This is a genomic window from Actinoallomurus sp. NPDC052308 (assembly GCF_040679195.1).
Taxonomy (GTDB): Bacteria; Actinomycetota; Actinomycetes; order Streptosporangiales; family Streptosporangiaceae; genus Actinoallomurus; species Actinoallomurus liliacearum.
In genome coordinates this window covers 62,971-78,859 of record NZ_JBFAUM010000022.1, presented here as the reverse complement: position 1 = coordinate 78,859, position 15,889 = coordinate 62,971, and the positions used below count along the sequence as shown (strand labels likewise).

The following is a 15,889-nucleotide window of genomic DNA, read 5'->3' as shown; positions in this document are numbered from 1 at the left end:
GACGTCCATGGACATCGCGCAGCAGCCACTGCCCGCCTACTACCGCCTGAAGCGGCGCCTTCTCGCCGACATCGAGAGCGGTCACTACGGCATGGACGGCAGGCTGCCCACCGAGCACGCCCTGTGCGCGGCGTACGGCCTGAGCCGTACGCCGGTCGCGCGGGCGCTGTCGGAGCTGGCGGCCGAGGGGGTCGTGGTACGGCACCGGCGGCGCGGCACGTTCGTGAACCCGGAGTGGATGCGGGCGCTGCGCGCGGCTCCGGAGGTCTCGGTGATGACCTGCGACCAGGCCTGGGCCGGCCAACTGCGGGAGGCGGCCGGCAAGGACCTGCGGCTGTCGATCACATCGGCGCCGCTGAGCGAGCTGCGGACGATGTTCCGCCGGGCGATCGCCGAGGGCCGGGGCCCGGACCTGGCGCTCGTCGACTCCGTATGGGTGGCGGAGTTCGCCGAGTCGCACATGCTCACGCCGATCGGCGAGCTGGACCCCGAGTGGGTCGCGGCCGAGCACGACGCCGACTTCCTGCCGCCGTTCGCCGACGCGTACCGCCTGGACGGCGACGACATCGTCGCCGTCCAGGCCCAGGCGGACGTCACCGGCCTGTGGTATCGCCGCGAGGCCCTGGCGGCCGCCGGGATCGCCCCGCCGGCCACCTGGCGCGAGCTGCGCGCCCTGGGGCGCACGCTCGCGGCCGGCCTGCCCCGCGACCGGCACGCCCTGGTCATGCCCGGCGGCCCGGCCGCGACGGAGACCGCCACGTACGCGCTGGTCGGACTGCTCGCCGCGAACGGCGCGACGATCTTCACCGCCGACGCGGTGACGCTCGACTCCCCCGCCGCCGTGGAGACGCTGCGGTTCCTGCGGCGACTCGTCGACGACGGCGTGCTGCCGGCCGAGGTGGTGACCTACGACCGGCACAGGGCGGCCCGGCTGCTGGCGGCCGGGCGCGCGGACCTGTTCGTGGGCGCGAGCTACCACGCCGAGCTGATCGCCGAGGAGACCGGCACCGCGCTGCCCGAGGTCGGCGAGCGGTTCGGGTTCGTCCCGCTGCCCGCGGGCCCGCACGGGCCGCCGGCGATCCTGTGCGGCGGGATGGTCTACTGCATCCCCCGCCAGGCGCGGAACCCCCACCTGGCGATGCGGCTGCTGCGCGCGGCCACGGCGCCGGACCGTCTGGCGGAAGTGTGCGCGGAGACCGGTCAGCTCCCGCCGCGCCGCAGCGTGCTGGACGCCATGGCGCCGGTGTCGCCGTTCCACGCCCAGACGGCGGCGCTGCTCGATCACGCGGTCGTACGGCCGTCGGCTTCGGTTTACGCCCTGGTCTCCGCGCAGCTCCAGGCGCTGCTGGAAGGCGTGCTGACCCGGCGGTGGAGCCCGGCGGCGGGCGTCGCGCTGGCCGCCGACCGGATCAGCGCGATCACCGGCCTGCCCGTCGTCCGCGCCTGAACCGGACGCCTGACCGCGCGGCACGGGCCCGAATCGGACGCCTCGCCGCGGAGCCCGCCGTCCGGCGTGAGTCCGACGCCGTTCACGTAACGCGTTCGTAACCCATTCGCTCGTACCTCTTGACGTGGAACGCTCCAGCTTCCACATTTGCCACAGCACAGTGGCAAATCCCTTCGGAGGGAGCGCACATGCGTCGTAAATCGGCACTGGTGATGACGGCGGTCATGGTCGCGGCGTCGGCGAGCGCCTGCGGCGGAGGATCCTCGGACAGCAAAACGATCAAGGTCGCGTACCAGAAGTTCGGCAACTTCATCGGCGCGGACGAGCTGTTCAAGAAGATCAAGCCCGTCTTCGAGCAGCAGAACCCCGGTATCAAGCTCAAGCTCATCCCGATCGAGGCGGACGAGAACTCCTACTACACGAAGCTCAACCTCATGCGGCGGTCCCCGAAGACCGCCCCCGACGTCGCCTACGAGGACACCTTCTTCGTGAACTCCGACGCCGAGGCGCGCTTCCTCATGCCGCTCGACGCCAACCTCCAGTCCTGGCCGGACTGGTCGCAGTTCGTCGACGCGGCCAAGGTCGCGGGCAAGGCGGCCGACGGCCACACGTACGGCGTTCCGATGGGCACCGACACCCGCGGTCTCTGGTTCAACAAGCAGATCTTCGCCAAGGCCGGGCTCCCGGCGAACTGGCAGCCGAAGACCTGGAACGACATCCTCGCCGCCGCGCGGCAGATCAAGGCCAAGGTCCCCGGCGTGATCCCGCTCAACGTCTACGCGGGCAAGGGCGTCGGCGAGGCGTCCTCCATGCAGGGCTTCGAGATGCTGCTGTACGGCACCGACGACAAGCTGTACGACGACCAGGCCAAGAAGTGGGTCGTGCCGAGTAAGGGCATGGGCGCGGCCTTCGACTTCCTCAAGACGGTCTACTCCTCCGGGCTGGGCCCCACGCAGCAGCAGGCGCTCGACCCGCACTGGAGCGACAACGTCGGCGGGCAGGAGCTGCCGCAGGGCAAGCTCGCCATCGCCCTCGACGGCTCCTGGCTGCCGCAGGCGTGGATCCCCGGCGGGGCGAACGCCTGGCCGCAGTGGTCCAGCACGCTCGGCACGGCGGCCATGCCCACGCAGAACGGCCAGGCGCCCGGCAAGGTGTCGCTGTCCGGCGGCTGGCTGCTGTCGGTCGGCGCCCGCACCAAGAACCCGTCGGCCGCCTGGAAGCTCGTGCAGCTCGCCCTGAACAAGGAGAACTCGCTGTTCTTCTACATCAAGGCGACGCAGGTGTCGGTGCGCAAGGACGTCGTCGCGGACCCGAAGTACCTCGAGGGCAACCCGACCCAGCGGTTCTTCACCGACCTGGTGTCCGTCACGCAGTACCGGCCCGCGTACAACGTCTACCCGCAGATCTCCAACCAGCTGCAGGCCGCCAGCGAGGCGGTGGTGACCGGCCAGTCCTCGCCCCAGTCGGCGATGAACGACTTCGCCGGCCAGGTCAAGCAGATCGCCGGGCCGGACAAGGTGGAGGCGAGGTCCTGATGGCCCGTACGCGCTTCCTCGTCGAAGGGACGACGCCCTGATGGTGGCCGTGGGCCTGCCCGAGCGCACCGTCACCCGCCGCCCGCCCGCCCGGCGCGGGCGGCGGGCCGTCGGCCGGGCGCTGCCGCTGGTGCCCGCCTTCGGCCTGCTCGCGCTGTTCTTCGTCGGGCCGATCCTGTGGTGCGTCTACGCGTCGTTCACCGACATCGCGCTGACCGGCGCGGGCGCCAGCAGCCCGCACCTGGTCGGGCTGCGCAACTACCGGGAGATGTTCGCCGACCCGGCGTTCGCCAAGTCCCTGTGGCTGACGGTCGTCTTCGTCCTCGGCTCGGCCGTCATCGGGCAGAATCTCGGCGGCCTCGCGCTCGCCCTGCTCATGAACGGCCGGCACCGGATCGTCCGCGCCGTGGTGGGCGGCATCGTGGTGGGCGCGTGGGTGCTGCCGGAGCTGGTCGCGGGATTCATGTGGTACGCGTTCCTGTCCGACCACGGCACGTTCAACGCCATCCTGCGCGCGGTCGGCCTGCACGGCGGGAGCTGGCTGTTCAGCAACCCCCTCGCGGCGGTGACGATCGCGAACGTGTGGCGCGGCACGGCGTTCTCGATGCTCGTCTACTCGGCCGCGCTGTCGAACGTGCCGGACGAGCTGATCGAGGCCGCCGCGGTGGACGGCGCGTCCGGCTGGGCGCGGCTGCGGCACATCACGCTGCCGCTGATCCGGCGGTCCATGCTGACCAACCTGATGACGATCACGCTGCAGACGCTGGCGGTGTTCACGTTGATCTTCGTCATGACGGGCGGCGGACCCGGGACCAAGAGCCAGACGCTGCCGATCTTCATGTACCAGCAGGCGTTCAAGTTCTACCACCTGGGCTACGGCGCCGCGCTGGCGATCGTGCTGCTGGCCGTGGGCGCCGTGTTCTCACTGGTGTACCTGCGGGCCATGCGGAAGGAGGTGTGACATGGCGCTCGCCTCCCCCACCGCGCCCGGACGGCGCACCGCCGCGGTCGCCGCCTACGTCGTGCTGGCCCTCGTGGCGCTGGCCTTCCTCGCGCCGTTCGGCTGGCTGTTCCTGGCCTCGGTCTCCAGCACTCCGACGACGGACACGTCCATCCCCGACGCGCCGACGCTGCGCAACTTCGTCGACGTCCTCACCGGGGACAACCTGCGCTCGCTGGCCAACAGCCTCGTACTGTCGCTGGGCTCGGCGCTGCTCACGCTGCTGCTCGCCGCGCCGGCCGCGTACCCGCTGTCGCGCTACGGCCGCAGGTTCGGCCGGCCGGTCCTGCTGGGCCTGCTGTTCGCGACCGGGCTGCCGGTCACGGCGATCATGGTTCCGGTGTACGGGCTGTTCGTCCAGCTCGACCTGCTCGACTCGATCCCCGCCACCATCCTGTTCCTCACCGCCACCGGGCTGCCGATGGCGATCTGGATGATGAAGAACTTCATGGACGAGGTGCCGATCTCCCTGGAGGAGGCGGCCTGGGTGGACGGCGCGAACGGTCTGCGGGCCCTGGTGCGGATCGTGTTGCCGCTCATGGTCCCGGGAACGACCGTGGTGTTCACGTTCACCTTCACGCTGACCTGGGGAAACTTCTTCGTCCCGTTCATCCTGCTGATCGATCCGGGCAAGCAGCCCGCCTCGGTCGCCATCTACCAGTACTTCGGTCTCAACGGCATGGCCTCGTACGGCCTGCTGGCCGCGTTCTCGATCCTGTACTCGCTGCCCGTCGTCCTGCTCTACACCGTCGCCCAGCGCACGCTGGGCAACGCGTTCGCGATGCAGGGCGCCGTCAAGGGCTGAGCCGGAGGGAAGCCTTCATGCGCATCGCCGCCATCGAGTCGACCGACCTGTTCGCCGGCTCGACGTCGCATCCCCGACAGATCGTCCGTGTGACGCTGACCGGGGCCGACTCCCCCCTGACCGAGATCCGGGTCTCGCTCACCGGCCCGGCCGTGAGCACCCCCGAGCCCACCGTCGTCACCCGCCTGGACCCCGGCGAGACCCTGGTCGCCGAGGTCGGGGTACGCCTCGCCGAGCCCGTCACCGAGGGCGCCGTCCGCCGCGTCACCGCCGTCGCCGAGACGCCGGGCGCGGACCGCGCGACCCTCGACGGCGAGATCGTCGCCGCGGTCACCGGCTGGACCATGTGGATGGTCTCCCACTTCCACTACGACCCGGTGTGGTGGAACAGCCAGGCCGGGTTCACCGCGACCTACTACGACCTGCCCGCCGCCGAGGAACGCCGGCCGTCGACCGTCCGGACGGCGCTGGACCTGGTCCGCGCCCACCTGGACGCGGCCCGGCGCGACGAGGACTACAAGTTCGTGCTGGCCGAGGTCGACTACCTCAAGCCCTACTGGGACGTCCACCCGGAGGACCGCGCGGACCTGCGGCGGTTCCTCGACGAGGACCGGATCGAGATCGTCGGCGGCAACTACAACGAGCCGAACACAAACCTCACCCACCCCGAGTCCACCATCCGCAACGCCGTCTACGGCATCGGGTACCAGCGCGACGTGGTCGGCGGCGACCCGCGCTCGGCGTGGATGCTCGACGTGTTCGGGCACGACCCGGCCTATCCGGGGCTGATGGCCGACGCCGGGCTCACCTCCTCGGCCTGGGCGCGCGGCCCGTTCCACATGTGGGGCCCGAACCGCCACGTCGGCGACAACGAGCGGATGCAGTTCCCCGCCGAGTTCGAGTGGATCTCCCCGAGCGGGCGGGGCCTGCTGACCGCGTACATGGCCAACCACTACAGCGCGGGCTGGGTGATGGAGGAGCAGGCCCGCACGCTCGAGGAGGCCACGGAGCTGGCGTACGGCCAGTTCAGTGAGCTGCGCCCGGTCGCGGCCACCCGCAACGTCCTGCTGCCGGTGGGCGGCGACCACGTGATCCCGTCCCGGTGGAGCACCGAGGTGCACCGGGACTGGAACAAGCGCTACGTCTGGCCGCGCTTCGTCGTCGGCCTGCCCAAGGAGTTCTTCGCCGCCGTACGCGAGGAGCTGGGCGAACGCCGTGCCGTGCCGGTGCCGCAGACCCGCGACATGAACCCGGTCTACACCGGCAAGGACGTCTCCTACATCGACACGAAGCAGGCGCAGCGGGTCGCCGAGGTCGCGGTGCTCGACGCCGAACGCCTCGCCACGCTCGCCGCGCTGACCGGCGCGTCCTACCCGGCGGAGGCCGTCGACAAGGCCTGGCGGCTGCTCGCGTACGGCGCCCACCACGACGCGATCACCGGCAGCGAATCCGACCAGGTGTACGTCGACCTGCTCGCCGGGTGGCGGGAGGCGTACGAGCTGGGCGACACCGTCCGCACGGCCGCCCTCGACCACCTCGCGGCACGGGCCGACACGACGGGCCCGGGCCGGCCGGTGATCGTGGCGAACACCCTGTCCTGGGCGCGCGACGGCATCACCACCGTCCGGCTCACGTTCGAGGAGCCGCGCCCCGGCCTGCGCCTCGTCGACGACGCGGGAGAGCCGGTCCCCTGCCTCGCCGAGGGCGTACGGACCGCGGCGGGCGGGGGTGTCGAGGAGGTCACGCTGACCTTCCTCGCCCGCGCGGTGCCCTCGCTGGGCTACCGCGTCTACCACGTCGTCGACGCCGACGACCTGCCTCCGGGCTGGACGCCGGCCGACGGCGCCGAGGCGAGCAACGCGGCGTTCGCGGTGACCGCCGATCCGGCCCGCGGCGGCGCCCTCACCTCGATCCGAGACCTGCGGACCGGCGACGAGCTGATCCGGCCGGGCGGCCTGGGCGGCGAGCTGTACCTCCAGGAGGAGCACCCCACGCACCCGACGTGGGGCGAGGGCCCGTGGCACCTGCTGCCGGCCGGCCCCGGACACGGCACCGGCGCCCGCCCCGCCTCCGTGCGGGTCGAGGAGTGCCCGGTCGGCCGCCGGATCGTCACCGAGACGACCCTCGACGGGCTGACGATCACCGGTGAGGTCCTGCTGTGGGACGGCGTCGACCGGGTGGACTTCCGCACCCACGTCGGCGGCTCGATCGGCCAGGACCACCTGCTGCGCGTGGGCTTCGACCTGGACGTCCCCGGCGGCCGGCCCGTCGCCGAGGTGGGCTTCGCCGCGATCGGCCGGCCCTTCGGGTTCCCCGACGCGGACACCGCCGAGAGCCTGTGGACGCTGGACAACCCGGCCCACACCTGGACCGCGCTGAGCGCGACCGTACGCGTCGCGCTGACCGGCGACGACGGCTCCCAGGAGGAGCACGCCGTCGGGGTGGCCGAGGTGATCGGCACCGACGAGGGCGAGCCCGCCCGTGCGGTGCTGACCGCGCTGGCCGCGCAGGGCGTGACCGCGACGTTCGGCCGCCCGGACGGCCCCCGCTACGGCGCGCTCGACGTCGACTCCAACCTCCCCGACGCCCGGATCGTCCTCGGCGGCCCGGAGGAGAACGCCTTCGCCGCCGAGGTCCTGGCCGCCGCCGATCCGGCCTACGCCGCGGCGCTGGCCGAGCACGGCCGGGTGTTCGTGCCCGCCGCCCGCCCGCTCGCCGAGATCTGGGTCCCGGACGCGGACGTACGCGGCGTACGGGACCTGCCCGTGCTGATCGTCGCCGGTGACGTCGCCGGCCTGTGCGCCGACCTCGGCGACGCGACGATAGACGTTCGGCGACCGGCCGGACTGGACGGGTCCGACGCGCCGTACGCCGGCCGGTCGGTCGCGCTGCTCAACGCCGGCCTGCCGGGCACCGTCACGACGCCGGAGGGCCGGGTGTACCTCAACCTGATGCGCTCCTGCAGCACGTGGCCCAGCGGGGTGTGGGTCGACGGCCCGCTGCGCACGGCGCCCGACGGGTCGAGCCTGTCGTGGCAGCACTGGAACCACACCTTCGGCTACTCCCTGACCTCAGGGGCGGGCGACTGGCGGGCCGCCGGCTTCGTCCGCGCCGGTCAGGAGTACAACCACGAAGTCCTGGCGAGGCCCACGGCCGCCCACTCCGGCGTGCCCGCGCCCCGCGACGGCCTGGTGACGGTCGAGCCGGCGAACGTGCTGCTGTCCGCGCTCAAGCCGGTGGGCGATCCCCTCGCCGCGGCGTTGCCCGGCGACGCCGACCCCGCCGACGGGGTCACCGTCCGCGTGTACGAATCCGCCGGCCGCCCGGCGACGGCGCGGATCGGCCTGTTCACCGGCGTCACGGACGCGTCCCGCACCGACCTGTTGGAGTCCGGCGGCCAGGCGGCCCCGGTGGACGGAACGGCCGAGATCCCCCTGGGCGCCGCCGATGTCGCCACCGTCCGCCTGCGCCCGGCCCCCGGCACGGCGACCGGGACCGTCGCGCTCGGCCCGGCCGCGGAACCGGCCCAGCCGGTGTTCGGCCGCTACTGGTTGCACAACAAGGGCCCCGCCCCCGTCGGCAACCTCCCGGTCGCGGTGCACCTGTCCCCGCAACGGCTCGACGGTCCCGGGCGGATCCGCCTCACCGTCGCCGCCTCGGGCCGGGAGGCGGCCGGACGCGTCGAGCTGGACGTGCCGGACGGGCTCACCGTCACCGGCCCGGCCCTGGACTACCGGCTCGCGCCCGGCGAGTTCGCCGAGTACGAGCTGACCGTCGACGCGCCGGACACGGCGGGCACCTACTTCGTGGGCGCCCGCATCCGCGACGACCTCGGACAGCTCATCGAGGACGTCGTCACCGTCCAGGTCGGCGCGGCCCCGGCGGGCGAACCGCTGCACGTCGAGACGACCTCGTCCGCTGCCCTGCTCCGGCCGGGCGACGACGGCGAGATCGCCGTACGGCTGCGCAACTCCGCCGCCGCGCCGATCCGCGGTGAGGCGCAGCTGATCAGCCCGTACGGCACCTGGGGCCCGGGCGCCGACGTTCTGATCACCCCGTGGACGGCGGGCTTCGAGGTGGCGCCGGGCGCCGAGACCGTCGTCCCGTTCCACCTCCACGCGGCCCGCACCGCCCGGCCGGGCGCCTGGTGGGCCCTGGTCCGCGTGACGTACTTCGGCCGCCTCCACTACACCGAAACGATCCCCGTCGAGATCACGCTCTGATCCGAGGGATGCGGGGCCGCGCCTCCCGGCCCCGCATCCCCCCGCACTCGTCCACCGCCACTCGGCTGGGCGGATCGCTCGGTAAAGGAAAACGGCCAGCGGTACTTCTGGGCGGCTTGTCCCGGTTCCCGGTCGAGATCACCGAGCATTCGTGCCGTTGCCCGATCGCCGGCACCGGCTCCAGGTCCGCGGGCTCTGCGGTCAACAGGCAAAGATCACCCGATTTGACGAAACCGTTGCGTTCAAACGGAGTTGCCGTTGTGCCAGCGGGAAAAAGCCGAAATAGCGACTGATTCGCTCAAAAGAAAGGTGGTGGGTCACATGTCCGCGCGCCCTATGCCCGGCATCGAGGAACATCCCGACATAGCTGCGCTTCGCGCACGGTATGACCGCGTCGCCGAGACGACGTCCGCCCACACGCTCGATGGCCTGACCTTCCTGAGCGGCCTGTACCTGTGCATCTCACCGTGGGTGGTCAACTTCCACGGCCGTACCACCACACTGACCGTGAACAACCTGATCACCGGTATCGCGGTCACACTCCTGGCGCTCGGCTTCACGTCGGCGTACGGGCGCACCCACGGCGTCGCCTGGGTCGTGCCCCTCATCGGTATCTGGACGATCATCGCGCCGTGGGTGATCAGAGGGTCCAGCGCCACGACGTCGACGATCGTCAACAACGTCCTCACCGGCGCCCTGATCACCCTGTTCGGCCTCGGCGCGGCCGCGCTCGGGATGATGTCGCACCGGCGGCACCATGAGATGTCGATGCAGCCCGGCAGGCCGACGCCGCGACGCGGGATGATGTGAGCGATGCCTGAGTCAGATCACCCGATCAAGGGCGAGCACAAGTACGAGCAGAAGATCACCTCACCCGAGCAGCACGAGGAACGCCCGGGGAGGAGCCTGGTGACCACCGACCACGACGTGATCCGTCACTGGGCCGAGGAACGGGGCGCCCACCCTGCGACGCCGCCCGGGAGTGAGTACGAGGGCAGGCCGGGGCGCCTGCTGCTCGACTTCCCCGGTTACGGAGGGCAGGACCTGCAGGAGATCTCCTGGGACGACTGGTTCGAGACCTTCGACGAACGCGACCTCAACTTCATCTACCAGGAGCACAAGGCGGACGGCTCACCGAGCAACTTCTTCCGGCTGGAGAATCCCGACGAGTCCTGAGCCGGGGCGTGGGAGGCCCAGTCAGGCGTCTTTGCGCCAGACCAGGACGGCGGAGATCGGGTGGTTGCGGTAGCGCTCCCACTTGGGCTTGACCGCGAGCCACCGGTCGTCGATGACGCCCTCCCGCATCTCGACGAGACGCCAGCCGGACGTGACACCGGCCATGACGTGGTCGCTCAGCAGGTGGACGTGCGTGGTGATCGCGATCGGCTCGCCCGACGCGCTCGTGAAGTGGGTCGGCATCCCCGATGCCATGATGAAGTGCGGGTGGAAGGCCACGATCACGCACAGCGCGCCCGGCTCCGCCAGGCGCCAGGCCTCGGCGTAGAACGGCGTCAGGTCGGCCAGGTGCTCGTCGATGAGCGACGCGATGACCAGGTCGTACGCGCCGCCGTCGAGCCCGGTCGCCGTCACGTCGGCCTCGAACAGCCGGTCGTGGCCGCCCTTCGACCGCGCGACCGCGAGCATCTCGGGGGTGAGGTCGACCCCGTCGATGGCGGTCACGCCGTGCCGCCGCAGCCAGGCGGCCGTCCGGCCGGTGCCGCATCCCAGGTCGACGGCGCGCCGCACCGTCTCCCAGGAGGGCTCGGTGAGCCGGTCGAGCAGCGCGAGGTCCATGACGTCCTCGACCGTCTCCTCGTACGTGCCCACCCACTGCCCGTAGCCGGTCCGTACGTCCACCATCCGGTAGCCGCGGGTGTCGAAGTCAGCGAACCGCACCATGGGGCCCAGTATTCATGATCATCGAGCCGGTCCGTCAATCGCCCGGGTGATGGCGGACTCCACGGCGGCGACGCGGTCGGCGAGCAGGCCGAGGGCGCCGACCGCCCGCGTCATCGGGTCGTCCTCGGCACCGCCGAGCGCCTGGCCTCGCTGGTAGGCCGCCTTGACCGCCGCCCAGCGGTCGGCCCGTTCGGCGGTGAGCGTGCCGCGCAACTCGGCCAGCTTGAGCAGGTTGGCCTCGGCCCCGGAGGCGAGCGTCTGGGCCTCGCCGAGGTAGTGGTCGTCGATGACCGCCTCGAGCTCGGCCTCGTTCATCACCGGAACGATCCGCTCCGCGAGCTTGTTCATGTTCCGGTACGAGCCCTGGAGCTGGAACGGCGGCTCGGTCCGGGAGGCGTCCGCCTGGGCCGCCGAGGCGATGTAGGCGCGGTTGGCGGCCAGGATGACCTCCCGGACCCGCAGCAGCCGGCGCAGCACCGCGGTGATCTGCTCGACCTCCGGGCCGGAGTACGGGTGCGCGAGCCGGTCCGGGGACACGGTCGTGTCGCCCTGCGCGAGCCGTACGAACAGCTCGACGTCGGCCCGGTCCCGGGTGGACAGCGGCGCGAGCACGGGGTTGGAGGTGAGGGAGTTCTCCAGGTAGCTGAGCGCGAACAGGTCCTCCCGGCCGGACAGCACGTCGCCGAGGTTCCACACGTCGGCGCGGTTGGCCAGCATGTCGGGGATGCGGAAACGCTGCCCGGACTCGGTGTAGGGGTTGCCCGCCATGCAGACCGCGAAGCGCTTCCCGCGCAGGTCGTACGTGCGGGTGCGGCCGTCCCAGACGCCCTCGATGCGGCGCTGCGCGTCGCACAACGAGATGAACTTCTGCAGCAGCTCCGGTGAGGTGTGCTGGATGTCATCGAGGTACAGCAGCACGTTGTTGCCCAGCTCCAGGGCAAAGTTGATCTTCTCGACCTCCTGGCGGGCGGTCGCGTCCGGGGCGTCCGCCGGGTCGAGCGAGGTGACCGACGGGCCGAGCGCCGGGCCGTTGACCTTGACGAACATCAGGCCGAGCCGGCCCGCGACGTACTCCATGAGCGTCGTCTTGCCGTAGCCGGGCGGGGAGATGAGCAGCAGCAGGCCCATCTGGTCGGTGCGCTTGGCGTCGCCGGCGGCCCCGAGCTGCTTGGCGAGGTTGTCGCCGATGAGCGGCAGGTACACCTCGTCCAGCAGCCGGTTGCGCACGAAGGAGCTGAGCACGCGCGGCCGGTACTCCTCCAGCCGCAGCCGCTCGCGTTCGGCGGCGACCAGCTCGCCGCGGAGCCGCTGGTACGCACGGTAGGCGGGCACGCGTTCGGCGCGGAACCGGCGGGTCCGGGCGACGCTCTCGTCCAGGCGCAGCTCCAGGCGGCGGCCGCCGATCCGGGGATGCGCGCCGAGCAGTCCCTCGACGGTCGCGGTCAGCGGCGCGGACGTGTCGTAGCGGTCGAGCGGGCCGCACAGCTCGATCGCGACCGCCTCGGCGAGGTCGTCGGCCGCGCCGCCGGTGGTGGCGAGGTACGAGCCGAGCCACGCCTCGATGAGCTGGTGCCGGGCGGCCAGATCGCCCTCCTCCAGGGCGGCCAGGTCGTCGCGGTACCCCGGAGACCCGCCGAGCGCGGTACGGAACCCGTCGAGCAGCGAGCGGGCCCCGGCGCCGGTGACGAAGCCCGCCGACTCGGCGGCGAGCTCCTCGAAGAGGTACTCCCCGATGAGGTCGCCCGTGTCCTCGGGCGGGAGGATCCGGACGGCCGCGCCGGGTCCGTGCAGGCCGTTCCCGGTGAGGAAGGCGAGGGCGGCGGCGGTCAGCTCGGCGCGCAGCGCCCCGGCCGCCGGCGACTCGCCGAACGCCGCGCGGGCGCGGGCCAGCGACGCGGCGCGGGTCCGCCACGACCGGCGCGCCGCCTCGTCGGCGCCGTGCGCCCAGAAGAGCTGGGCGGCGGCGCGGGCGGCCGGCGGGTAGCGCAGCAGTCCGGCGTCCGCGTGCAGCCGCAGCAGGGCCGCCAGGATGAGCGCGGCGTCGTGGTCGTGCACGCCGCGCTCGTACCCCTCGTCGTAGCGGGCCTCGGCGGCGGTGCGGACCAGGGCGGGCAGCCCGCCGTCCTCGGCCGCGCGGCGCAGCACGTCCATGGGCGTCTCCGCCAGCACCTCCGCCGCTAGGTACTCCCCGCGGTAGATCTCGGGGGTCTCGGAGACGAGGGTCTGCTCCCAGTACGGCCGGGTCGCCGCGAACGCCGGGTCGCGGACCGGCGACCGGTAGTCGGTCGCGGTCACGGCGTACGCCATGCCGCCCTGATGCGGGACGAGGGTCAGGTCGACCGGCTGGGTGTTGACCGCGAACCGGTGCGTGCCGAGCCGGATGCTCTCGCCGCCGTCCTCGTACAGGTCCGCGCGGTCGCGCAGCGCCCGGCCCGCCTCCTGACGGGCGGTCTTGAGCGAGCCGTCGAGCTCCTCGGCGCGTACGGCGTCCCCGGCGGCGCGCAGTTGCCCGACGACGGCGCGGACCTTCTCCACCATCGGGTCGGCGGCGAAGTAGGCGTTGATCTCGTCGAGCGAGCCGAGGGCGGCGGCCCGGCGGCGTACGCCGGTGAGGATCCGGGTCGCGGACTCGGCGAGGCGGTCGGCGCGGCGGGCGCGCTCGTCCAGCAGGGTCTGCTTGCGCGCGGAGAACGCCTCGTAGACCTCTTCGCGCCTGGCGGCGAGTTCGGTGACGAAGTCGTCGAACTCGGCGAACCGCGACTCCAGGTTCTCCAGCTGGAGCATGACGCGGCCGAGCTGGTCGTCGCAGGCGTCGGGCGTGTCGGCCATCGCCAGCGCGCCGGTGACGGCCTGGCCGAGCAGCGCGAACTCGGCGGCGAACGCCGCCCGGCCCTCGGCGTCGAGAAGCTCCCGGCGGCGGGCGTCGAGGGTCGCCTGCGCCCGGTTGATCCCGGCCAGCACCTCGCCGACCCGCTCCAGGATCGAGGTGCGCACGGTCGCGTCGCCGATGTCGAGGGTGCCGACGACGTCGGTGACGACCTCCAGGCCCTCGTAGACCTCGGCGAGCCGCTCGCGGAGCGGGACGGCCTCGGCGGTGGCGCCGATCCCCTCGATGGCGGCGAGCAGCCGGTCGATCTCCTCGTGGTAGGCGGTGAACGCCTGGGACTCGCGCAGGAACTCGACGGCGCGCCGGCCGGTCGAGCCCAGTTCGTCGCTCAGCCGGTCGGCCAGGTCGTCGATCCGGGCGAGGTCGGCGTACCGTATGTCGCGGAGCGTGACGAGGCGGCCTTGCGCGCGGCGCAGCTCCGTCAGCCGGGTGACCCAGCCGTCCGCGCTGTCCGGGGAGTCCCCCCGGGTGAGCCGGATCAGCGTGGTGATCTTCTCGTCGGTCTCGGCGAGCGCGGCGGCGGCCTGGGCGGTGAGCCGCTGGACCGTCTCGAACTCCTCCAGGACCTGCCCCGCCGTCGCCCGTACGTCGGCGAGCGGGACGCGCAGGTCGCCGAGCTCGGGGTCGGGGAGCCAGTGGTACTTGTCGAAGGCGCGCTCGCACCCGGCGATCAGCGCCTCGAACACTCCGGCCGACGGGGTCGTCTCCTCGACCATGCGGGCCACCGACAGGCAGTCGGAGATGCCCCGGACCAGGTCGGCGTTGCCGACCCGCTCCAGCGGCCCGGTGCCGGCGGGCTGCGCCGCGGCGTACGCGTCCGACAGGTACGGCGTCTGCCACACCTGCATCGCGTGCACGCGGGTCGGCTCGTCGGTGTCGGCGCGGAAGACGACGAGCGTGCCGTCGTCGAACAGCGAGTAGCCGTGGCAGGAGATCGGGGTGGCGACCTCCTTGCGGATCACGTTGTACGGCAGCAGGAGGTACCGGCCGGCCTCGCGGGCGTGGAAGACGTACAGGACGTCCTCGCCGTTGGTGGAGCGGATCATCCGCTCGTACTCCAGCCGGTCGACGTCCGTGTCGAACGTCTTCGCCGCCCCGGTCACCAGGTAGTAGCCGCCGGGGAAGATGACGCCGTGCTCCTCGGGCAGCCGCCGGCAGGCCTGCCCGATGCCGTCGAGGCGCGCGACCGTCTTCGCGTGGGTGTTGAAGACGAGGTAGCGCCAGTCCTCCTCCTTGTACGGGCGGATCCGCAGGAGGATCAGCGCGCCGACCCGGGCGTACTGGACCTCCGCGTCGGCCAGGCTCTGCAGCGGCTCGGCGACCGGCTCGCGGTAGATGCCCTCGCCGGTCTCGGTGTTGTTCTCGACCTTGACGGTGAGGTCGCCGCCGACCGTCTCGACGAAGACCTCGTCCTCGATGGAGATGTGCGGGTGGCGGCCGAGGACGTGGTCGTCGCGGGTGGTCTCGACCCACTCGAAGTCGTACGGGGGCGGGAAGACGTGGTCCGGCTCGCCCAGGTTGTCCTGGTACGTGGCCGTCCCGTCGGTGCCGACCGTCCAGCGCAGCACGCGGTTGTCGTGCTCGACGGTCAGGCCGGTCTGGAAGACCGCGAGCAGCTTGGCGTCGACCCGCCGGAGCTGCAGCAGCCGCGTGTCGCGGTAGTAGCGGTACAGCTCCGCGAAGTCGCGCTCGAAGCGCGGGTCGCGCAGCAGTCCCGGCGCGCCCTCGGCGCCGTCGGTGGCCTCGAACCGGAACTCGTCCCCGTCCCGGACGAACCGGTAGAGGGCGAACACGTCGCCGACGGTCGTCTCCGGCCGCAACCCGATGAACACGTTGAAGCCGAACAGCATCAGCCCGCCGACCGCGACGATGTCGCGCGGCACGCAGTTGTGCTCCGTGCGGATCCGCTCGGTGCCGACCAGCCGCAGCTCTGTGCCGCCGAACACCTCCAGCCGCCGGGCGTTCAGCGCCTCGGCCCGCCGGACCAGCTCCTTGGCCTGCTCGCCGAGCCGGGCGCGGAGCACCTCGTAGGTGCCCGCGTCCAGGCTCGGCCCGGCAGGCGTCTCCCCGCCCTCGGTCACGCGATTCCTCTG

General features: G+C 72.3%; 9 protein-coding genes. 7 read left to right on the top strand and 2 right to left on the bottom strand.

Annotated elements, in window-relative coordinates; translation table 11 throughout:
- Nucleotides 1-7: 7 nt before the first annotated feature.
- The 7 genes from AB0L00_RS34850 (at nucleotide 8) to AB0L00_RS34820 (ending at nucleotide 10,186) form a co-directional block, all read left to right on the top strand.
- The gene (locus AB0L00_RS34850; protein WP_364441496.1) at nucleotides 8-1,447 is read left to right on the top strand and encodes an extracellular solute-binding protein; all 1,440 of its coding nucleotides are present in this window, start codon (nucleotides 8-10) and stop codon (nucleotides 1,445-1,447) included.
- 188 nt (nucleotides 1,448-1,635) lie between these two features.
- Entirely contained in the window at nucleotides 1,636-2,982 is a 1,347-nt protein-coding gene (locus tag AB0L00_RS34845) for an extracellular solute-binding protein (RefSeq protein ID WP_364441494.1), read from the top strand.
- A 40-nt stretch (nucleotides 2,983-3,022) separates the two neighbouring features.
- Nucleotides 3,023-3,943, top strand: coding sequence for a sugar ABC transporter permease (locus tag AB0L00_RS34840; protein WP_345349843.1), 921 nt, complete (start codon nucleotides 3,023-3,025; stop codon nucleotides 3,941-3,943).
- A 1-nt stretch (nucleotide 3,944) separates the two neighbouring features.
- The gene (locus tag AB0L00_RS34835) at nucleotides 3,945-4,787 is read left to right on the top strand and encodes a carbohydrate ABC transporter permease (RefSeq protein WP_364441493.1); all 843 of its coding nucleotides are present in this window, start codon (nucleotides 3,945-3,947) and stop codon (nucleotides 4,785-4,787) included.
- A gap of 17 nt (nucleotides 4,788-4,804) precedes the next feature.
- Entirely contained in the window at nucleotides 4,805-9,010 is a 4,206-nt protein-coding gene (locus AB0L00_RS34830; RefSeq protein ID WP_364441491.1) for a glycoside hydrolase family 38 C-terminal domain-containing protein, read from the top strand.
- A 321-nt stretch (nucleotides 9,011-9,331) separates the two neighbouring features.
- The gene (locus AB0L00_RS34825; protein WP_364441489.1) at nucleotides 9,332-9,820 is read left to right on the top strand and encodes an SPW repeat protein; all 489 of its coding nucleotides are present in this window, start codon (nucleotides 9,332-9,334) and stop codon (nucleotides 9,818-9,820) included.
- A 3-nt stretch (nucleotides 9,821-9,823) separates the two neighbouring features.
- Nucleotides 9,824-10,186: a hypothetical protein gene (locus AB0L00_RS34820; RefSeq protein WP_364441488.1), complete on the top strand. Its 363-nt coding sequence runs from the start codon at nucleotides 9,824-9,826 to the stop codon at nucleotides 10,184-10,186.
- A 21-nt stretch (nucleotides 10,187-10,207) separates the two neighbouring features.
- Here AB0L00_RS34820 and AB0L00_RS34815 read toward each other — a convergent pair whose 3' ends face one another.
- Both AB0L00_RS34815 and AB0L00_RS34810 read right to left on the bottom strand, forming a co-directional pair.
- Nucleotides 10,208-10,909, bottom strand: coding sequence for a class I SAM-dependent methyltransferase (locus AB0L00_RS34815; protein WP_364441487.1), 702 nt, complete (start codon nucleotides 10,907-10,909; stop codon nucleotides 10,208-10,210).
- A gap of 18 nt (nucleotides 10,910-10,927) precedes the next feature.
- Nucleotides 10,928-15,877: a DNA repair ATPase gene (locus AB0L00_RS34810; RefSeq protein WP_364441486.1), complete on the bottom strand. Its 4,950-nt coding sequence runs from the start codon at nucleotides 15,875-15,877 to the stop codon at nucleotides 10,928-10,930.
- Between the last annotated feature and the right edge of the window lie 12 nt (nucleotides 15,878-15,889).

Coding starts and splice junctions, on each gene's coding strand:
- AB0L00_RS34850 (WP_364441496.1), top strand. CDS start 8: ATGGACATCGCGCAGCAGCCACTGCCCGCCTACTACCGCCTGAAGCGG.
- AB0L00_RS34845 (WP_364441494.1), top strand. CDS start 1,636: ATGCGTCGTAAATCGGCACTGGTGATGACGGCGGTCATGGTCGCGGCG.
- AB0L00_RS34840 (WP_345349843.1), top strand. CDS start 3,023: ATGGTGGCCGTGGGCCTGCCCGAGCGCACCGTCACCCGCCGCCCGCCC.
- AB0L00_RS34835 (WP_364441493.1), top strand. CDS start 3,945: ATGGCGCTCGCCTCCCCCACCGCGCCCGGACGGCGCACCGCCGCGGTC.
- AB0L00_RS34830 (WP_364441491.1), top strand. CDS start 4,805: ATGCGCATCGCCGCCATCGAGTCGACCGACCTGTTCGCCGGCTCGACG.
- AB0L00_RS34825 (WP_364441489.1), top strand. CDS start 9,332: ATGTCCGCGCGCCCTATGCCCGGCATCGAGGAACATCCCGACATAGCT.
- AB0L00_RS34820 (WP_364441488.1), top strand. CDS start 9,824: ATGCCTGAGTCAGATCACCCGATCAAGGGCGAGCACAAGTACGAGCAG.
- AB0L00_RS34815 (WP_364441487.1), bottom strand. CDS start 10,909: ATGGTGCGGTTCGCTGACTTCGACACCCGCGGCTACCGGATGGTGGAC.